The sequence below is a fragment of the Thermomicrobium sp. CFH 73360 genome, assembly GCF_023806465.1.
GTDB lineage: Bacteria > Chloroflexota > Chloroflexia > Thermomicrobiales > Thermomicrobiaceae > Thermomicrobium.
Genome location: NZ_JAMSLS010000005.1, coordinates 128671 through 148502 on the forward strand (window position 1 = coordinate 128671; position 19832 = coordinate 148502).

A 19832-nucleotide genomic window follows, 5' to 3' on the forward strand; every position below is an offset into this window, starting at 1 on the left:
ATTCTCCCAACCCGCGGCCACATCGTCACCTCAGCCGTGTCGTGCACACCCGGAATCATCACACCGTACGGCACACATCAGCGTTAGAATGAGCCGGGGGCAGAAAGCATTGGGGCCGGTCATCGCGAGAATAGGATGAGGAGTATGCCGATGGGCACCATCGAAAAGTATCGGGAATACGTCTGCACCAGCTTCGTCGCTGCAGTTGAGCCGATCGCGGTCGAGCGCGCCAGCGGCGCGACCGTCGTCGACGTGAACGGGCGCGAATATATCGACTGCTTTGCTGGGATCGCCGTCACCAACGCTGGGCACTGCCATCCGAAAGTGATCGCTGCGGCTAAAGCCCAGGCCGACAAACTGGTCCATGCCGCAAGTTACGTCTACCATGTCCCAGTCGTAGCCGATCTGGCTGAACGTCTGGCCCAGATTACTCCTGGTGCGCTTCAGAAGACGTTCTTTGGGAACAGCGGTGCTGAGGGGATTGAGACAGCTCTCCGCATGGCGAAGGCGTATACGGGCCGCAACGAATTTCTTGCGCTAACACACTCATTCCACGGTCGCACGGTCGGCACACTCTCTGTCACTGGCAACATGCAGCGCAAGAAACGCGGTGGCCCCTACCTCCCTGGCGTCGCCTTTGCACCCGCCCCGTACCTCTATCGTAACCCCTTCGGCACCGATGATCCCGAAATCCTCGCCCAGCGCTGCGCCGAGATGGTTGAGTGGGCAATCAAGTATCAAACCTCGGGTAACGTGGCCGCCTTCATTGCCGAGCCAGTCATGGGCGAAGGCGGTATCATCGTCCCGCCCGCGAACTACTTCCGCTATGTCAAAGACGTCTTGGACCGTTATGGCATTCTGTTCATCGCTGACGAGGTACAGAGCGGGTTCGGGCGCACTGGGAAGTTCTTTGCCATCGAACACTACGGTGTTGAGCCCGACATTATGGTCATGGCCAAAGGCATTGCCGATGGCTTCCCACTTTCCGCATGCATCGCCCGTGCGGAGATCGCCGACTCGTTCCAGCCCGGTGAACACCTCTCCACCTTCGGCGGCAATCCGGTGTCCTGTGCCGCCGCCCTGGCCAATATCGAGGTCATGCTGGAGGAAGACCTGCCCGGCCAAGCTGCCCGTAAGGGCGAGTACGTCCTTGCACAGCTGCGTGAGCTCGCGACGGAACATGAGCTGATCGGCGATGTCCGCGGGCTTGGGCTGATGATCGGCGTCGAGCTCGTCACTGACCGCCGCACGAAGCAGCCGGCAACGAAGCAGGCTGCGGCCTTGCGTGCCTACTGTCGCGAGCATGGCGTCTTGATCGGCGTGGGTGGACAAGAAGGCAATGTGGTGCGTATCCAACCGCCGCTGACGATCTCCTGGGAGCAACTTGAACGGGCGCTGGCTGTCCTCGCCGAGGGGTTGCGGGTGATCACCTGAGACTATCGCCAGCCAGGAGCTGCAGGACTGCGCAACATTCAAAGCCAGCAGCTTACGGCAGGGCTCCGCTCGCTGAGAGCACGTCGCATCAGCTCTTCGCATTCGGGTTGGGTGACACGGCACCCTTCACGGGAGCCACCGCCAGCTTGCCCGGCCATTAGGCTGCTGCGAGTCGCCTGTTCAAGATCTCAATCCCTACACGGAGAACAACCCGATGGGCGCTCCTGGCACGCCCACCGTGGGTCTTTGACTCCGTGGGCAGCACCATTTCCCCTTGACTCAGCCTGCATGCGAGCGGCTCATCGCAAAGCTGCCTGACCACGTCTCTCTCGATCCATGGCCAGAAACCTGAACTCGACTCACAACATGCATGGCGCTTGGGACATCTCCACACCGACTGCATCAACCGCATGTCATGGGTGGGAGCTCCGCCAGCAGCAAACTGCCAGCGCCGTGAACCTGCGCAATACACGACGCATGATCACGCATGTCTGCAAATTTCACCTCCAACCCTCTTCACGGTCCAGGAAGGACTCCTCCCATAGACTTCCTCCAGCTTGTCGCAACCTGCTCCATCTTCCGCAGTGAAACTGGTACACTCACCATATCAATCAGCAAGAGCTGTTCGTTGCACGGGAAGGGAGCGCATCACATGCCGACTCGGGCGCTGAACCACGTCAGCATCGTCGCCAAAAACCTTGAAGAATCTGTCCGCTTCTACGAGGAGGTCTTCGGTCTTGTCCGCATCCCTACTCCCAACTTCGGCCACCCGGTCCAGTGGCTGCGTGTCGGTGACCTCCAACTCCATCTTTTCGAGCGGCCGGAGGATGCGCGTCGATACGCACATTTTGCGTTGACTGTCGATAACCTCCCAGCCATCTATGAAAAGGCGCACGAACGTGGTTGCCTGGACAGCGACACCTTTAGTCACTTTCTGGTGGAGTTGCCGAATGGGAACATCCAGCTTTACCTTCGTGATCCAGCTGGAAATTTGATCGAAGTTGACTACCCGAATGCCGAACTCCTTCCACCCGAGCTCCGTGCTCAGTGTGTCCGTCTCGCCGACCGTCACCCACAGAACGAGTGGAATCTCCAGGCAACACTTTTTCTGGAGGCACTCCCTGCGTCTTCCGCCGGGTAGGCGGGTAGATTGGCACGCCCGAAAGGTACGCTTGGTGTCATCTGATGCATGCCTCGAGGGGGCGTGGTAGAGCTGCTCCCGCGATTGCATCGCCTACTTACCCTCACCGCTGCTTCCGCAGACCACGGCGAAGCGCTCCATGCTACGCATCACACCTCGACCAAGCCGAAACTACGTTCCACTGCCTTCTTCCAGCCCGCATAGAGTGCCTCGCGTTGTTCGGCCGGCATGAGGGGAATCCAGCGTCTTGCTTCTCGCCAGTAATGAGCAATTTCCTCCTGGCTTTCCCAATACCCTACCGCCAGTCCCGCCGCATACGCTGCACCAAGTGACGTCGTCTCGCTGACCAGAGGACAGACGATCGGAACGCCCAAAATATCTGCCTGGAACTGCATGAGAAACTCGTTGCGCACCATCCCACCATCGACGCGGAGTTCGGCAAGCGGAATGTCGGAGTCCGCCACCATCGCTTCCACGACGCCCCGCGTCTGGTACGCGGTTGCCTCCAGTACTGCTCGTGCCACATGTCCGCGGTGGATAAAGCGCGTCAAGCCGACAATGACACCACGAGCATCCAGACGCCAGTACGGCGCGAACGCTCCAGAAAAGAACGGGACGAAGTAGATCCCGCCATTGTCCTCGACAGAACGGGCCAGTTCCTCCACCTCGGCTGGCTCGCTGATCAGTCCCAAGTTGTCACGCAACCACTGCACCAGAGCACCAGCGATCGCGATTGAGCCTTCAAGGGCGTAGACACAGGGACCGTCGTCGCCAAATCGGTACGCCACCGTGGTCAGCAGGCCGGCCTTCGAGGGGATCGGCTCTGTGCCCGTATTGAGGAGTAGGAAGCAGCCGGTTCCATAGGTGTTCTTGGCCATCCCCGACCGCAGGCCAGCCTGTCCAAGGAGCGCTGCCTGTTGGTCGCCGAGATCGCCGCACACTGGTACCGCCGCCCCAAGCGGCCCATCAGCCGCGGTGAAGCCATACACTCTTGGATCAGAGCTTGGTCGAATCGCTGGCAGCATCTCACGCGGGATTCTCAAAAGCTGAAGCAGATCCTCATCCCAATCCAGCGTACGCAGACTCATGAGCATCGTGCGGCTGGCATTCGTCACATCGGTAACGTGCGCCCCACCCCGCGGCCCTCCAGTGAGCCATTAGATCAGCCACGTATCTAGAGTGCCGAAGAGCGCCCCCCCCCGCTCCGCATCAGCCCGAAGTGCAGCAATGTGGTCGAGCAGCCAGCGCAGGTTGGGGCCTGAAAAATAGGTGCTGATCGGCAATCCGGTTCGCTCCCGAAAGAGCGGGCCATACCCCTCGCGCTCTAGCTGGGCGCAAATCTGATCGGTGCGCGTATCCTGCCACACAAGTGCGTTCGTATACGGCTGGCCCGTCTGGCGATTCCAGACCACAGTTGTCTCACGCTGGTTGGTAATCCCAATGGCAGCGATCGCTCCTCCCGGCACCCCAGCCCGTGCCAGTGCTTCCTGCACGACTTCCTGCGTCTGCTGCCAGATCTCCCGCGGGTCGTGCTCAACCCACCCTGGTTGGGGATAGATCTGTCGATGCTCGCGCTGACCCATGCTGATCACCTTGCTTTCACGGTCGAAGATCATTGCTCGTGTACTCGTCGTCCCCTGATCGATAGCGAGCACCAAGCGGCTCATCGTCTCTCCCCTTCCGCTGTCTTCGCTCGCTGGCTTGACGCGCTCGCATGCCAGGCAGACATTGCCGCCGTTCGCTCTCGGGTACGGCACACGGGGCGCTCTTTTGCGTCTGGCAACCTCCAGCACAACCACAGCGCCGCTATCACGGTGAAAACCCTTCCCTGCGCACTCTTCGTCTTTCTCCCGAACTCCGACGCTCCTACTCTCAGGTCACCGCGAGCGATGCTCCAATGCCCTGCTCGCTCGCACAGAGCGCCAGGACACGCTGTCGATAGGTGTCCATATGGCACGCAAGCTCATCCGGCTCCCAGCCGAGCTCGCGCGCCATCAGTTCTCCAACCGCCGAGAGCGCCCCGAGTCCGTGCTGCCGATCCGCGAACAGCACCCACGTGCGGCGCTCCAACACGTCTCCGATCCACAGCGCGAGTTCGTTCCGGCATGCGTACACCACTTCAGCCAAGAGGTATGGCAGTCCACGGACGATCGGCGATGCCAGCCGCTCATCCTCTGCTGCAAGCTCCAGGACGGAACGTGCGTCGGTGCCATATGCACGCAGTAGCCACGGTACGCTTTCCTCGACGCTGAGCTGCTGCGCCAACGTAACGATCGCCGGTATTGCTTCCTCCAGTCTCTCGCGTCCGACCAGTGGCAAACGCGCCGTCACATGGCGCACTGGCTGCCTCAGCCGCCGTTGGATCCGGTCCACCGTCTCCTCCGCCATTCGCCGATAGGTGGTGAGCTTGCCACCGAGAATGGAGATCAGCCCGCTTTCATGCTCAATGAGCTCGTGCGAGCGCGAAAGCTGTGCCGTCACCTCGGCAACGCCACGCCGGATGAGCGGCCGGTAGCCCGCGTAGGCGCTGATCACATCGGCCCGCGAGATCCCCACGTCGAAATACTGGTTGGCATGGTCAAGGAGGAAGTCCACGTCGCTATCGTCCGCCCGCGGGTTATCGAGCGGCCCAGCACCGGTGTCAGTCGTCCCGAGGATCGCGCGCCCCTCATACGGTATGACAAACAAGAGCCGTCCGTCACTCGTCTCCGGAATGACCACCGCAGCTTGCGTCACCCCGACTCGCTCCCGGGGCAGCACCAGATGCACCCCCTTGCTCGGCGCAATGTGGACTGTTGGTGTCCCCAAAGCGAGCCGTTCGATTTCCTCTCCCCAGATCCCCGTCGCATTGACAAAAATGCGCGCCTGAATCGTGAACTCTTCGCCGGTCAGCTCGTCCCGCACCTGCGCCGCACGCAACTGACCACCACTGCGCTCGAAGCCGATAACCGCACAGTAGTTGCAGATCGTTGCCCCATGCCTACGGGCCGACGCCAGGACGTTCATCACCAAACGTGCATCGTTCGTCCGCGCGTCGAAATACCCAAAGATCCCCAGCAGACCGCCCGTTCGCAGTGCCGGGACGATGTCCTGGACTGCTGACAGATTCAGCCGACGATGGCACTCAATATTGCGGCGGCCCGCCAGAAGGTCGTAGGCGAGTAGACCGAGCTCCAGGTACCCAAAGAGCAACGGCCCAGCCGGGGGGACAAACCGTAATCCCAGGGGCCGCCGATTGAAGCGGAAGATTGGAAGGACAAACAGCAAGGGCTCGACGAGTCGTGGTGCGTTGTGGAGCAAAAGTCCTCGCTCGACAAGCGCCTCACGTACCGGTCCAATATCAAGCTGCGGCAAGTAACGGATCCCACCATGCACAAGCTTCGTCGAAGAGCAACTCGTGCCGCTGGCGAAGTCGCGTCGCTCAACCAGCGCCACCCGCAGCCCACGAGCAGCAGCATCGAGCGCCACCCCTGCACCCGTAATCCCTCCACCGATGATGAGGACATCAAAGACGCTCCGGCGGAGCTGGTCCAGCAAGGAGGGGCGACTCTCCATTGGTTGCATGCAAACCATCCTCTCCAAGAGTCGATCAAGAGAAATCAGTGACGCTGCACACGATGGTGCGGCGCCGACTGCTGCTGGTCGGTGATCACAGACATTCCGACTGCTCACGATCCTCGCGAGGTCTCCACCTCGCCGATCGCCTTGCGATGAGGAACTCGCGCAGCTAGACAGGGTACCACCGAACGCTCTCGCATCGCTGCGCCAACCCCTCGATCCTCCTTGCTTCGATTCGCGCTCTCTCCTGGGGGGTCAACCCGCTCTGCAGGCAGCTCGTTTCCTCAGCCGCCCACCCTCTATCAGCTTCTCGTATTGCCACGTACTTCCGCGACCTCTGTCACCAGAAGAGCGCCTCGCCGACGTGCTGCCCATCTCGTCCGGAATCTCGCTGCTTCGAGACACCGAGCATTACTCACCCTCCATCGGCGCTGGGCCACAGGTGGCTGCCCATCGACCCCCCACTCTGTATCCCTTCGCGTCGCCAACCCAGGAGATGAACGTAGACGTGTTGGGAACTCCTGCCCCTGACTGGATTCCTTGAGCAACACGCTTGCCTGCACTACACTCCGCTGCGAGCGACGTTACGTGGAAGGCATACCATGAACGGCAGGACAGCTGGATCACAGCTCCTCGTAGCATCCAAAGCACATCACAAGTTCAGCCTGCTGCTTGCCTTGGCGCTTCTCCTGACAGGTTGCCGTGGCTTCCCCGCGCTTGACGGTACACATCGCACTCCCACCGTCCCGCGTCCAAGCGAGACTGAACTCGCCTGGAACGAGGTCGAAGCCCGCCTCGCGCCTGCCACGGTGCTCATCCGCTTTGAACTGCCGCAAGCTGGTCCATTTCTGGCCACGGGTGTCGCGTACGCACCGGGGTTCCTCCTTACCATCGCTCCACCACTTGAGGGCGGAGCACCCCAGCGTGTTCAGGTGCTCCTGCCTGGGTCGAGCGAACCACGCCCAGCCGAACTCCGCGGTGTCAGTCCCTGTGACGGTATTGCCGTTGTGGCACTGCAGCCAACCACGGATCTGTCACTTGCCCCTTTGGGCAGCGCGAGTGAGACGGACATTGGCATCGATGTCCTCGTCTACGGCCACTCAGCATCCGATTCCGATGGTGCGCCTGTGAGCGCACCGGCCGTCATCGCGGGGGTCACCACCGACACACGTCGCGCGATCGAGGAGATTGGCGTGACGATCGACCTGAGCGGCTTCACCGAGGGCTCACTCCTCGTCAACCGGCATGCCGCAGTGCTCGGTCTCTTGCTCCCAACCGGCCTGTTCTTGCCTGCCGAACGTGCCCGTGCCGCGGCCGACGTGCTGGCCGAAGGACGCGGCCTCCTCTGGCTGGGCCTCGGCCTCAGCCCGCACCGCAACCCACAACGCTTCGGGACAGACAAGGGACTCGTTGTTCTCCGCGTGACTCCGAACGGCCCAGCAGCCAGCGCTGGGATCGAACCCGGGATGTTGCTCACGCACGTCGACGGCACCGAACTCGAGTCGTTCGCTCAACTCTGTGGTATCCTGCGCCAGCACCGGCAAGGGGACGATCTACCCATCGAACTTCGACAGGTCACTGACCAGGAACTCATCGTTACCCAGGCACGTCCTCGCATTGGTGAATCCGCCCAAGTGCCCTTGACTGAGCTCCGCCGTGACCCACGGCCGCGTCCCGTGAGGACGCCGGTGACGACAACGTGGACGTTCGACCGCCCCGAGGAGGCTGCCGATTGGCCGACCGGTTCTAGTCAAGTAGGAACTGGCGAGCTCCGTGACGGGAGCTATGTCATCACGCTTAATCAGCCAAACGCGTTCGGGATCTTCCCTCCCCTCTCGCTCGGCGCTGGCACCGACCAGCGCATCACCGCCCGTGTCAGCCTCCCCGAGAATGCCGGTGCTGGTATGATTGTCCGCTCGAGCCAGGAGCCCAACGGTTCTCGCAATCTGTACTTGTGTGCCGTCGTCCGTGCGGGAGGGCAACTCGTGGCGACCTGCTCACTGGCCGTCGCCGGGCAGTCCGCTGTCCTCCTGCCCGTCACCCCACTTGCGGCGATCGATCCCGCGACCGACCCACTGGAACTTGAGCTCGCAGCCCAGGACACGCAGCTTATCTTCCGCGTGGCGGGGGAAACCGTCGCCGAGTTGGATGACCCGCTGCTTGGCTACGGCCAGGTCGCACTCTGGGTTGAGAGCTTCGACACTGTGCCGGTCACAGTCCGCTTCCACGAGGTACACGTCGAGCTTCTACCTCGGTGAGTAGGCGACGCTGGTAACGCGTTGGCCCGTCCCGCAGCAAGGTGCCACAGCCGGCTCTGTCATCGATGATCAGAGATGGACGACTTGCTCTGTCTCCACAACACCATGCGAGCGTAGTAACACGTGCACGACAGAGAAAGGAAAAGTCTCCGAGTGCGCTAAGTGGAAGCCTGGAGAGGACACGAGAAGTGCAGGTACTGCGATGCGTCCGAACCATTGAGCGTGTCGCCAGAGTTTGCTCCTTGTGGCGGGCATACCAATTCTTTGCACAACGCGATGGTGCGCTGTATGCTGCTGCCATTGCCTATGCAGCAGTGCTCTCGCTCGGCCCATTTCTGTTCGCCTTGGCAACACTCGGCGGTCTCCTGTTACGCGACTATGTGGCCCCGGCAACGATCATCGACTGGGTGACAACGCAACTCCCACAAACTGCGGCTCTCGCACCATTGCTCACATCGATGCTGGAACGGCAAGCTGAGGTGGCCAGCGGCCTCCTGGCTGTGGCCAGCGTGCTGCTCAGCCTGTGGGCAGCAAGCCTACTTGGCAGCACATTGCGTCATGCGCTGCGTGCTGTTGCTGCGCCGGCACTGCCTCGTGCTCCGCTCCGCGAACGCCTGATCGGTCTTTCAGCGACGCTGATCGCGCTCTTTACTGCTATCGCCTGGCTCGGCATCCTGGGGATTGTTGGTGGGCTCCTCGTCCAGCTCCCGTTCGTCTGGCGGTCCGTGATCGGGCTCGCCGCCTCCTGGCTCCTCTTCGCCGCCCTTTACGCATTTCTGCTCCCAGGGCCACGCTTACCCTACCCTGCGATCGTGCAGAGCAGCCTCCTCGCGGCGGGCTCCTGGGAACTCGCCAAGGCAATTCTCGCATTCCTTGCTCGAGGCCTAGGGCGATCGAGTGAGGTCTACGGCTTGCTCGGCGCGCTCGTCGCGCTCCTCGTCGCCGCACACGTTGCAGCGATGATCACGCTATATGGTGCGATCGTCGCAGTCATCTTAGCAGAGGATCGGTTCCACAGAGCTGAACAATCGACTTGAGCGCTGAAGCGTCATCCGCGATGATGCTCATACGGACGGGTCGCAACCGGACAGCCGAACGGAGGAGGCAACGATGCACCCCTTACCCTATCCCGATCGGGAGCGTGCGCTCTGGATCTACCGCCAAATGGTGCGCATCCGCGAGTTCGAAGAGCGCGTGAAGCGTACCTTTACTGAGCATCCCGGCATGATCCGCGGGCACACCCATCTTGGTGACGGTGCCGAGGCAACGATCGTCGGGGCGATCGCGGCCATCCGCCCAGACGACTACGTCCTTGCCACCTACCGCTGCCACGGCTATCTCATTGCGCTTGGGAGCTCTCCACGCGCCATGATGGCCGAAATCTACGGCAAGGCGACAGGACTCTCGCACGGGCTCGCCGGTTCGATGCACCTGGCAGACCCCGAGCACCAGTTCCTCGGCACCTCGGGGATTGTCGGGCAAGGCATCCCGCATGCGACCGGCGTCGCACTCGCGATTCAGGTCCGTGGCAGCGATCAGGTTGTGCTTTGCTTCTTTGGAGACGGTGCCGCAAAGCAAGGAGCATTCCACGAGTCGCTCAACATCGCCTCGCTCTGGAAACTGCCTGTGGTCTACATCCTGGAGAACAACCTGTACCAGGCGGTGACGCGCGTCGAGATGGAGGACGCCAATGCCGCCGCTGGCGAGCCGCTTTCCACTAAGGCTCGAGCCTACTCGATGCCCGGTGTGACAATAGACGGCACTGACCCGATCGCCGTCTTGACGACTGTTGCCAACGCTGTCGAGCGCGCACGACGCGGTGAAGGGCCAACGCTGATTGAATCAGTCTTCTATCGTTTCAGTGCGCATGGCAACATCATCGTCCCACCACCGGTGCCGCTGCACTTCGAAGAGCATGAAGCCCTCACCATTTACCAGTGCGCCGATGAGTACGAGCAGTGGCGCCAGCGCGATCCAATCCCGCGGTTCCGTGCGTGGCTCGGTGGGATCGGAGTATCAGAAGACGAACTTGTTGCGATCGAATCGGCCGCCCGCGAGGAGATGGACGATGCCGTGCGGTTCGCGCTGGAGAGCCCTTGGCCTGAGCCGGACATTCTCCAGCGCTACGTCTATGCCTAAGACAGAGAAGGGAGCAGCAAGCATGACCCGGGAGATCCCGTACATCCAAGCGATCATGGAGGCAATCACCGAAGAGATGCAGCGCGACCCCAACGTGATCTTTTACGGCCAGGAGCAAGCGGTCAGCGATGAGGACCCGATGGTTGTCGCTTTTGGTCGCAAGCGGGTCCGACCAACACCAATCTCGGAAACGGCCGAGATCGGCATGGCAGTTGGGGCGGCAATGGTCGGGCTCCGTCCGGTCGTGGAGCTCCTGATGACTGACTTCATCCTGGTCGCGCTCGACCAGGTGGTCAATGAAGCGGCACGGGTGTACTTCAAGACCGCCGGCCGGGTCAAAGTCCCAATCGTCCTCAAGGCTGGCTACGGTTTTGCCGCCGGGTGGTCCGTGCAACATGCGAATTGTTGGTATAACCTCTTCATGGGGGTTCCCGGCCTCAAAGTCGTCGTCCCCTCTACGCCCGCCGATGCGAAGGGGCTGATGAAAGCAGCTATCCGCGACGACAATCCGGTCGTCTATCTCCACAACTACATGCTCACCCTCGTACCAGGCCCGGTGCCAGACGGGGATGTCGAGGTCCCGATTGGCGTCGCTGACGTAAAGCGGTCAGGCCGCGACGTCACCGTCATCGCCACTGGCTGGATGGTGCAGCGTTCGCTCGAAGCGGCTGACCTGCTCGCCCAGGAGGGGATCGACGTCGAGGTCGTCGATCCCCGCTCGCTCGCCCCGCTCGACCTCGACACCCTCGTCGCCTCAGTCGAGAAGACGCGGCGGGTTGTGCTGGTCGATCAGGCACCACGCCATGCCTCGGCTTCCGCCCTGATTGCCGCGGAAATCGCCGAGCGCGCATTTGGTGCGCTAACTACACCACCGCGCCTCGTCACCGCGCTCGACACGAGCGTTCCGTACTCCAAACCACTCGAAGACGCAGTGATCCCGAGTGTCGAGCGCATTGTGCAGGCAATACGCGAAGTCGTCCAGGCCTAAGGAGCATTTGGAGATCTGTCCTCGAGCCAACCAGACGGAACCTCCTGCCGGTGAAGACGACAGGTCATAGCCGGCACCGGCAGGAGGAGAGCTCTGCCTTTTTCTTCTTCCTCAGCAAAAACGAACGTCCAGCAGAGGACGAGTTTCTTCCGTCCGGGGCGCACGGCACGCGCCGACGCCCTTGTACCGTTCTCCAGAAGAAAACGGTTTCCCCTCTTCAACAGCAGGAATCATGCGCCAACCGACCAGAGAATCCTGGATCACATGGCTGGTTGAATAAGCCTACAAAACGCGGCGCACACGCAGGGCATCGGGGTTGTATCCTCGCCAGACCGGGACACCACAATACCGCTCTCCTTCGGGGCAGGGTGGATGAAGCCCCGCACGATCGCGCAGGACGCACGGTGGTTGCGCCACATACTGCCCGATCCGCGGCAGGACTTGGCGCACCTGCTCCGTTTCCTGTCGCGCTGTTTCCCAGATTTCCCACTGGGCGTCAAAGCACAAGCGCTTGATCCACTTCCAAAGATAGGCAAGGAGTGTTCCAGACTCGTAAAACCGTACATGGTGCGCGTTCGGTAAGAGATAGAGCGCGTACTCGGCCGGTACTCCGGCATCAAGCAGTCGGTTCTTTGTCTCCCAGAGCACGCGAATTGTTTCCAGATACTCGTCAAGCGCTGCTGGTACGCGCGCGATGTCCTCGGGAACGATGACATCCGGCTCTTCCCGAAGATGCGCCAACAAGACCGGTCCAGAGCTCAGCGTCCCACGATGGCGCTGGTTCTGGGCATCTTCCGCTCCACTGATCCGCTTTTGGAACGTGAAGGACACGTGTGTCAGCGTCTGCATCAGCTTGGAGTGCATCGCCAAAAACAGCGGATGTCCCAGGTAGTGGTTCTTCGCTGGATCGAGCACCAGGGCAATAGCGGTATCGTCATCAAGCTCAGCCCGTGACCGACCCAGCACTGCACGCACCGCATCTGCCAGCACACGCTCCGCATCTGGGGTGTGAGCTACAAGTCGCGAATGGTACGGCCCAAGCGCCTCATCGAACTCGCGGAAGAACGCCTCACTCGCACTCCGCTCGAGTGCCGCCGTAAACGACTGCAACACCTGATATTCCAACGTCTCCTCAAGAGCCAGCACCGCGGGATCAAGCGGATGGCCCGGAGCACCAAGGAAGTTGGGATCGACCGCGAGCACCTCCTCGACCATCCGATTGACGACGTACCGCACTTCCCGAGGAGCATCCAATTGATTGGCCAGTACAAAGTAGCGAAGCAGCGTGAGCGCGTTGACGGTGTGGTAGAGATGCGCTGGTGTCGCCAGCGGAAGCACATAGCGCGCCACTTCCTGCGCCCGGCGCTGCACCGCCGTCCGCACCCGTTCTTGCACTTCTGGACGTTGACTCCGCGCACGCGCTGGGAAGACTTCGGCGTAGCGCACAGCAAGATCAGGCGTCAGGAGCTCGACTAACCGACGGTATCCGGCTAGCGCCCGCTCCATAGCTGCCCGATAGAGCGCATCCAGGGGCGCGGGGAGTTCCGGCGTCACCATCGTCGCGCCGGTCACCTCGCGGTAGCGCTGTGAGACCTGCTCCGAGTTGTAGAACGGGTGATGGTGAAAGAACGACCAAATGGCCAGACGCGAGACACCGTCCAGTACAAAGACAAAGTGGGCATGTTGAAACGTCGTGTGATGGCCTGCAGCAAACAGGTCCGGGTACAAGGCAGCGGCTCGCTCACGCCGTGCAGCACGTGCCGCATCACCGTTGCCGGCAACGAGTTCAGCCACACGCTCGACATTCGCCGGCCGTGCCCCATAACACGACCACGCAGCGGCCACCGTCAGCGCGAAGGGGTGCGTACTCGACTCGCTCCGCACCAGCCGCACGGTTGGCGGCGGCGAGCGGAACGGATACTCAACATCCAGCGACTGAATCGGTACCGTCGCCATCGGCGCCCCCTCTCGCGCTTGACCCGCTCCGAGTGTACGTCCAGCTATCACCCAGTGTAGCACAGTGTACGTACACTGGACGAGTGACCTCCAGCGTGTTTTGCCACCGTAGCTCCCTTGCTCCCACCGTTGGGGCGCTGCGACCGTTCGGGTGCGCGGCAGCCTCTCGATCGGCTCGGCGCAAGCGCTGCAACCGGCTACAGGACGGCCACGACAGAGGAGTACTTCAGGCGCAGCAGCTGCATACTCGATGACCACAAAGAGCACACAGCCGATCAAGCACCTCGCCACGCAACTCCGGATGCCTGGGATCTCCAGTCCCCTTCGACAATTCTCCTGGTTCACCTCAGGCTTTCCTCGGGCCAGCCCCCTCTTGGGGCAATCCCGCTCCAAGAGCGACACACCACGTCACGCTGGGCTCACCATTCATAAGCGCATGACCGTGGCGTTCAGCACTGTTTTGTCTCACTGGCAAGGGAATCATCCGGGACATTGCGTATCCGCAAAGCCCGCCATGAAAGCGCAAGCCCCAACGAACGCCCGCGGCGCGCCGCACTGCGCACAGGCCGCCAGGAGTTCCCGTCCGACTGCAGTACCCCGGCCGTACCCTCGGAAGGAACGCCACTTCCGCAGCATGAACCGACAGACCCGGCGGAGGATGGCCGACAACCTGCCAAAAGGGCGTTCCTACTGACGAGTCTCAATCTTCAGCGTGTCTCTTCGTCCTGATGTCTCCCGGAGAAGCATTGGAACAGCGGAGAGCATCCCACTCATCGCCCAACTGTCGCTCCATGAGACCACCGCACCTCACTCAGTGCTCAGGTATCGTTCGTACAGCACCGACGACTGCGCGAGATCGTTGAAGAACGAGGGAGCAAACCGATGCGCGAGCATGAACCGCTTGTTGAGGCAGTGACCCCGCTCGCCGAACTTGCCGAGAAGGTACCGACGCTGGAAGGCGTGCCAACCGGCGTCCCCGGGCTGGACGAACTCTTCTTTGTCACCGAATGGCGGGACGGCAAGCCGATGCGCCGTACGCTCGGCGGAATCCCGCGCTACGCCGTGCTCCAGGTGACTGGTGTCTCCGACACTGGCAAGAGTCTTATGGTCGAGCAGTTCGCGGTCGAGCGCGCCCGGCACGGAGAAACCTGCGTCTTCGTTACGACTGAGGCACCTGGGCCCTTTGCCGCGCTCAGCTTGCAACTCCGCGCCCGGGCGATGGGTGTCCCGGTCGAGACGATCGATCGCTCCGTCGTTTTGATCGACGCCGCAACACACACGAACCTGGCACACGATCTCGGCACACTCCTGAGCACGCTTGCCTACGCGATCCGCACGTATCGCGCGAAGGCCGTCGTCATTGACTCGTTGACCGGTTTCTACGAGGCGCGCGAAATGCAGGCGCGCGAGATCGTCCGGCCGCTGTACCTCTTCTTAAAGAGATGGCATCAGACCGCCCTCGCCGTCTCCCAGAAACGAAGCGGGCACGAGCTCCTCACCGCGGAAGCCGCCGGCGGCTTCGCCGTCGGTCATATCCTTGACGGCTCGCTCGTCCTCGCCAAGCAGACGATCCTCTCCCCTCAGCAGGCTCGTCTCTACCGCACTCCAATCGGCGAGACGGTCCGGCTCTTCCGCATCGACGGTTGCCGCCTGAGCGGACACGACACGACAACGCATCTGCTCGAGATCACCCCCGAGGGCTTAGTTCGCATCGGCCCGCAGCTGACCGAGTTGGTACGCAGCGCTCACGCCCGTGAAGAGGAGGGCGAAGAATGACTCCGATTGAGGTCACACCACAGCCACCCGATATCGACCAGCGGGCACTCCGCGTCTTTCTCAAGGCGATCGAACTGGTCGGGGGACCGCGCCAACTCGTGGAACTCCGCCGTCTCACCTGGCTGCCAAGCCTGATGGAGGCGGCCTACGCCGTCGTCTTGGCTGAGGAACATCACTGGTCAGCCGAGGAGATCGCCCGTTTCCTCGGCGTCTCGACCGCTGCCGTGCGCCACCTCTTGCGAGCGCCAGAGGCGGCAGTACTGGAGCGCTTGCGCGGCGAGGAGCCAAGCGAGCACAACGTCCATGTCGCTGGTGGACTCGCCAAACTGGCACTCGACGCCTTGCGACGGGAGGAAGAGAGCAGCTCGCCTGAGCCCGAAGAGTGAGGTGAACGGCCGCACTACTCTATTGTAGACAACCCGTCCGGCTTCCGCGTTTGTGAACGCGGGGTCTCTCAGCAAGGCACCTGCGCCTCAGGTCGTGTCTCCCAACACAACGCGAGGCGCACGGCTGCCCGAGGCGCAAGTCTGGATGGCCAACGCTGCATCTCTACCTCTTGTGGATTTTCTCTCCCCATTCACTGCTGCCGGAGAGCACTGCGTCATGGCAAGAATGGCTGTGTATGTCCTGCTCTTGCTGCGATCGTCGTGGATCGGGTCCAGCCAGCTCGGATTGCACGAGTCTTTGCTCGGCTCGCTATTGACGAGTCTCGACGCCTCGACACGTGCAAAGAGGCCCAGGCGGATTCTCGGCTCCTCATGCGCGGTATTCCCGCAGTGGTCACTGTGGCCTTGACTGGGAACCCCATCGTGTCGGCAACGACGGTTTGTTACTGCCCACCGCATGGAGTGAATGCTGGACACGCGTGACCCTCCCAATTGTCAAGCCTGCGATCCGTTGAGGCACGAGGCATCTCCCTGGAGACGGGGAACACGCTGTGCCCCCCTGGAAAGGCCTTGACCAGTCAAGTGCCGTCGAACAGCCCTGCCTTCGTCGCACCGTATGCAATCGTCGGGGAGGACGACGCGCACCAACTGCTCCACTCGGCAACCGAGCCCTCCAGAACACCAGGCGCACAGTTTGCAGAGCCCGAGTCGGAGCTTGGCAGGGGGCCACAGCCGACCAGATCAGCGAGACACGAGGAGAAACGATGGTTCCGGCATCCTAGGCCAGAGAGAGCGGCTGCTCGGCGTGCTTGGGAAACCAAGGAAGACTGTCTTCCCTGTCATCGGGCAGCGGCACGATGCTCCTACACCAGAAGTACGAAATTCCCACTTTCCTGCCAGTGAACTGGGTGGTATGCTGCGAGCGTGTCACACCGAGACGCACGGTGAATGACAGGATGGATGCATGGTTGGAGAGATCGAAACCTGGGACGGCACCCCGGAACGCGAGGATCTGAGCTGGTTGACCGAGCCGCCACTCTATTGGATCGTCGAGCATCACGAACCGCTCCCGCCCATTCCGGGCCTTGCCTACCTGGCGACCAACCGCTATGCCGACACTGCGTACGATCAGACCCTCGTCGCTACTCCCGACGAACCGCAGTTAATCGAACTGCTTCGCTCAGTACCCGGCGTCCGAGCGATCGATCCCGGCTATCTCCGCTATTTCTTCCAACAGGACACGGTGATCGCCGTCGTCAACGGCGCCGCGATCACCTGGTTCGAATCGGTTGACGAAGCCCTTCAGTGGGATCCCTTCGCCGATCCAGAGACAACCCTCCCACCCGGCCCGAGCTGCTGAGGCAATGCCCGCGCCTGACATCCTTGCCGTTTTCACCGTCACCCTTCTCTTCGCCGGGGATCACTGTCTCCTGCTCGAACGGAGTTCTCACCGGGCACGGCTCCCCGGCTTCTGGACGGGCATCGGCGGCCGCGTCGAGCCCCATGAGTTGAACCGACTCGCCCAAGCCGCCCGTCGCGAGCTCGCGGAGGAAATGGGAATCTCCCTTGACACCCTCCCCACAATCGTCTTGCGCCGCGTGCTTCTGCAGCACCGCCCGACAAGTGCTGAGCTGACGGTGCTCCTCTACTTCACTGGTGAACTCCCTGAGGCGATACCCCTGCCACCCGGACCGGAGGGAATATTCCACTGGGTCAACACCTCAACCCTCGAGACACTCCCCCTCGCCGATAACGCCCGGCTTATCCTCCCAAACCTCGTGACCGACCAGATCCGCGACCCCCAAGGCATCGAGCCGGTCAAACTTGGCATCGCCCGCTGTGATGCAAGCGGCCGCGTCTTGGACGTGCTTTGGGGGTGAGTGCCACGCACCACAACACCTTGGTGGTCCATACCTTACAACGGGTCGGACGCACCTCTCCCTCCGTGGCGACCCGCAGGGAGTCGTGGAAGACAGCGCAACGATTCCCCTCCTGAACCGGCCAGAATACTCGGGTGGAATTCCAAGGCGTCTTTTCTCTCGGCATTGATCACCGCCCCGCACCGACAAGGGACACTTGTCCGCAAAGACGCCGGGTACAGGAGAGCGGCAGAAGAAGGGCAGTACGCGACAAACAACGCACGCTGGACCGGCAGTTAACTGCGTCAAGCCATATAAGCAACCACTCGATTGACCACAGACGACACTCAGAGATCAACGATTATCACCTACTTCTTGACGGATGGACTCCTGCCCCACTTGCAGTCAAGGGACGGTACGTACCACCCCATCTGGGCATTCTGAATAGCATCAACAGGCGCTGAGAAGACACCCCGTGGGCTACCCGAGATCGCACCCAGTCCGCGGACGCACTATCCCAACTGGTCACCTCGGCCAATCTGCTACTGGCGACTCCTTGATCGCTGTGCTGTGGTCCCCATGTCAAGCACCACAGTGCACGAGGGCCCTGAGCAAGCGTCCGTTGTCATCGCGGGTACACCGTCCTTCAGCTCCGCAGCATGGCTTCGTGGTTAGTGTGCGCTATGGCAGTCCTCCAGTATCGTGCTTTTTCTTCGGTCTGCTCACACGGCGCATGGCCGGTGGGGGTCATGACGTCACGGTGCGTATCTCGGTCATAGCCGGTAGCAGTCGCCGCACAACCGCCCCAGTAAGGAGAACACCCCGGTCCCCGCTGGCAGCGGGAACCAGGGTTCCGGATGGGGCGAGCACCGGCAAACCAAGAGAACAATTAGCCTTCACGACGCTTCAGCTGCTCCACGACCGGCTTCGCCTCGCGTTCTAGCGTCTTGGCTACGTCCGCAAAGACAGTCCCCGGGTCCTCAAGTTGCACGGTCACACGTTCCAGACCTTTTCCAATGATCTGGTCGCCGTTCGGGATCCACACACGGGCGGCATCCTGCTGGCGCGTCTTTGGCAGCTGATCGACGGCCGTCTTGAAGTTCGGGTTCTGTTGGTAGAACTGCTGCATCTCTGAGCTCTGGACCGCCGACTTCCTCACCGGCATGTACCCAGTATTCTGTGACCACCACATGGTGTTCTCACGCGATGTTGCAAACGCCAAATACTTGAACGCCGCTTCCTGGATCTCCTTGGGCTTGTTCTTCAAGATCGCGAGGCCGGCACCGCCCGTGCAGCAACCAAATCCCTTGGGTCCCTCTGGCAAGAACGAGGTTCCAACCGGGAAGCTCGCCGACTTTGTGATTCCCCGCAGCGATGCTGTCGATGCCATCATCGCTACCGCTGCACCATTGACGAAGTCGGCGACAATGTCCTTCGATGGTACCGCCCACCCATCCCTGACCGTCGAGAGATAAAATCTGCCGGCTTCCACCGCGGGGGCTTCCTGAATGCGGATCGTGAAGTCCGGATCCGAGTAGCGGCCGCCCCACTGCCACACCACCGGCTGGAAGAGCCAGGCAATGTACGATGCGGCACTCGGATGTGCGAAGGCATAGCGTACAGTCTTACCACCTTCTTGCTTGACCAGCTTTGGCACCCATTCGACAAACTCTTCCCACGTCTTCGGCCCACGATCAGGCAGGCCAGCTTCCTGCCACGCCTGCTTGTTGTAGTAGAAGAGCGGAGTTGAGCGGGCGAACGGTACCCAGTAGATCACTCCCTTGCGAGTACCCTCCTCGATCAAGGGATCCACATAGTCCTTGGTATCGATTTGGTTGGCAGCAAAGAGGTCGTTTAGGGGCAGGAGGACATCGTTCAAGTAAAACTTGAACCACCACACGTCCGACAGCAATACGATGTCCGGTGTTGTTCCTGCTGCGAGCGCCTGTGTCAATTTTTGCGCAGTCTCCTCGTAGCTTCCCTGGTACTGATAGTCGACCACGACCTCGTTCTGCGACTCGTTGAAACGCTTGACCATTCCCTGCTCGGCTTCACCGAGGTTTCCGCTGAACGATCCCCAGTAGACCACCTTGACCGTCGATCCGGGAGTCTTCACCACCGCTGGCGCAGTCGGTGTAGCCATACCGCTCGTTGCTGGGGCTGCGGTGGGGCTGGGGGCCGCCCCGCCTCCGGTCATCGCCGGTGCGGACGTCGGTGTTGCTTGCTGCTGACCACAGGCAGCGAGCAACGCCACCCCCGATAGGCCACCCAAAGCGAGCAACAAACGGCGGCGAGTCAAGTTCTGCGGCATCGTGTCCCTCCTCAACACTTTAACAA

At 61.5% G+C, this 19832-nt stretch carries 13 protein-coding genes and 1 pseudogene; 10 read left to right on the plus strand and 4 right to left on the minus strand.

Features of this window, described 5'->3' with window-relative positions:
• Positions 1 to 150 precede the first annotated feature (150 nt).
• Positions 151 to 1434, plus strand: coding sequence for an aspartate aminotransferase family protein (locus NET03_RS10255; protein WP_252128823.1), 1284 nt, complete (start codon positions 151 to 153; stop codon positions 1432 to 1434).
• 652 nt (positions 1435 to 2086) lie between these two features.
• Positions 2087 to 2575 carry a VOC family protein gene (locus NET03_RS10260; protein ID WP_252128824.1) on the plus strand — a complete coding sequence of 163 codons (489 nt, stop codon included), beginning with the start codon at positions 2087 to 2089 and terminating at the stop codon, positions 2573 to 2575.
• Between the two features lie 149 nt (positions 2576 to 2724).
• Here NET03_RS10260 and glpK read toward each other — a convergent pair.
• Together glpK and NET03_RS10275 are read right to left on the minus strand one after the other, a co-directional pair.
• Positions 2725 to 4242, minus strand: a pseudogene (glpK, locus tag NET03_RS13855) (glycerol kinase GlpK).
• A gap of 205 nt (positions 4243 to 4447) precedes the next feature.
• Positions 4448 to 6139, minus strand: coding sequence for a glycerol-3-phosphate dehydrogenase/oxidase (locus tag NET03_RS10275; RefSeq protein WP_252128825.1), 1692 nt, complete (start codon positions 6137 to 6139; stop codon positions 4448 to 4450).
• Positions 6140 to 6735: 596 nt separating this feature from the next.
• Between NET03_RS10275 and NET03_RS10280 the strand changes: the two genes are divergently transcribed.
• The 4 genes from NET03_RS10280 (at position 6736) to NET03_RS10295 (ending at position 11518) form a co-directional block, all read left to right on the plus strand.
• Positions 6736 to 8391, plus strand: a complete 1656-nt coding sequence (locus NET03_RS10280; RefSeq protein ID WP_252128826.1) for a PDZ domain-containing protein — start codon at positions 6736 to 6738, stop codon at positions 8389 to 8391.
• Positions 8392 to 8579: 188 nt separating this feature from the next.
• A complete protein-coding gene (locus NET03_RS10285; protein WP_252128827.1) occupies positions 8580 to 9428 on the plus strand; it encodes a YhjD/YihY/BrkB family envelope integrity protein in 849 nt (282 codons plus the stop codon).
• Positions 9429 to 9501: 73 nt separating this feature from the next.
• Complete coding sequence (locus tag NET03_RS10290; RefSeq protein WP_252128828.1) at positions 9502 to 10530, plus strand: thiamine pyrophosphate-dependent dehydrogenase E1 component subunit alpha; 1029 nt, start codon at positions 9502 to 9504, stop codon at positions 10528 to 10530.
• 22 nt (positions 10531 to 10552) lie between these two features.
• Positions 10553 to 11518 (plus strand): alpha-ketoacid dehydrogenase subunit beta, encoded by a 966-nt coding sequence (locus tag NET03_RS10295; protein WP_252128829.1) that lies wholly within the window; start codon positions 10553 to 10555, stop codon positions 11516 to 11518.
• A gap of 282 nt (positions 11519 to 11800) precedes the next feature.
• Here NET03_RS10295 and NET03_RS10300 read toward each other — a convergent pair whose 3' ends face one another.
• The gene (locus tag NET03_RS10300) at positions 11801 to 13474 is read right to left on the minus strand and encodes an FAD-dependent thymidylate synthase (RefSeq protein WP_252128830.1); all 1674 of its coding nucleotides are present in this window, start codon (positions 13472 to 13474) and stop codon (positions 11801 to 11803) included.
• An 882-nt stretch (positions 13475 to 14356) separates the two neighbouring features.
• Here NET03_RS10300 and NET03_RS10305 point away from each other — a divergent pair.
• The 4 genes from NET03_RS10305 to NET03_RS10320 all read left to right on the plus strand — a co-directional run bounded on the left by NET03_RS10305 (position 14357) and on the right by NET03_RS10320 (position 17516).
• Positions 14357 to 15250, plus strand: coding sequence for a KaiC domain-containing protein (locus NET03_RS10305; protein WP_252128831.1), 894 nt, complete (start codon positions 14357 to 14359; stop codon positions 15248 to 15250).
• Positions 15247 to 15636, plus strand: coding sequence for a regulator (locus NET03_RS10310; protein WP_252128832.1), 390 nt, complete (start codon positions 15247 to 15249; stop codon positions 15634 to 15636). The genes NET03_RS10305 and NET03_RS10310 overlap by 4 nt, the downstream gene beginning before the upstream one ends.
• Positions 15637 to 16600: 964 nt before the next feature.
• A complete protein-coding gene (locus tag NET03_RS10315; protein ID WP_252128833.1) occupies positions 16601 to 16996 on the plus strand; it encodes a hypothetical protein in 396 nt (131 codons plus the stop codon).
• Between the two features lie 4 nt (positions 16997 to 17000).
• Positions 17001 to 17516, plus strand: coding sequence for an NUDIX domain-containing protein (locus NET03_RS10320; protein WP_252128834.1), 516 nt, complete (start codon positions 17001 to 17003; stop codon positions 17514 to 17516).
• Between the two features lie 868 nt (positions 17517 to 18384).
• Here NET03_RS10320 and NET03_RS10325 read toward each other — a convergent pair.
• Positions 18385 to 19806, minus strand: a complete 1422-nt coding sequence (locus NET03_RS10325) for an ABC transporter substrate-binding protein (RefSeq protein WP_252128835.1) — start codon at positions 19804 to 19806, stop codon at positions 18385 to 18387.
• Between the last annotated feature and the right edge of the window lie 26 nt (positions 19807 to 19832).

What these genes read in the sequence shown, in the direction of transcription:
- NET03_RS10255 (WP_252128823.1), top strand. Translation starts at nt 151, where the DNA reads ATGGGCACCATCGAAAAGTATCGGGAATACGTCTGCACCAGCTTCGTC.
- NET03_RS10260 (WP_252128824.1), top strand. Translation starts at nt 2,087, where the DNA reads ATGCCGACTCGGGCGCTGAACCACGTCAGCATCGTCGCCAAAAACCTT.
- NET03_RS10275 (WP_252128825.1), bottom strand. Translation starts at nt 6,139, where the DNA reads ATGCAACCAATGGAGAGTCGCCCCTCCTTGCTGGACCAGCTCCGCCGG.
- NET03_RS10280 (WP_252128826.1), top strand. Translation starts at nt 6,736, where the DNA reads ATGAACGGCAGGACAGCTGGATCACAGCTCCTCGTAGCATCCAAAGCA.
- NET03_RS10290 (WP_252128828.1), top strand. Translation starts at nt 9,502, where the DNA reads ATGCACCCCTTACCCTATCCCGATCGGGAGCGTGCGCTCTGGATCTAC.
- NET03_RS10295 (WP_252128829.1), top strand. Translation starts at nt 10,553, where the DNA reads ATGACCCGGGAGATCCCGTACATCCAAGCGATCATGGAGGCAATCACC.
- NET03_RS10300 (WP_252128830.1), bottom strand. Translation starts at nt 13,474, where the DNA reads ATGGCGACGGTACCGATTCAGTCGCTGGATGTTGAGTATCCGTTCCGC.
- NET03_RS10305 (WP_252128831.1), top strand. Translation starts at nt 14,357, where the DNA reads ATGCGCGAGCATGAACCGCTTGTTGAGGCAGTGACCCCGCTCGCCGAA.
- NET03_RS10310 (WP_252128832.1), top strand. Translation starts at nt 15,247, where the DNA reads ATGACTCCGATTGAGGTCACACCACAGCCACCCGATATCGACCAGCGG.
- NET03_RS10315 (WP_252128833.1), top strand. Translation starts at nt 16,601, where the DNA reads ATGGTTGGAGAGATCGAAACCTGGGACGGCACCCCGGAACGCGAGGAT.
- NET03_RS10320 (WP_252128834.1), top strand. Translation starts at nt 17,001, where the DNA reads ATGCCCGCGCCTGACATCCTTGCCGTTTTCACCGTCACCCTTCTCTTC.
- NET03_RS10325 (WP_252128835.1), bottom strand. Translation starts at nt 19,806, where the DNA reads ATGCCGCAGAACTTGACTCGCCGCCGTTTGTTGCTCGCTTTGGGTGGC.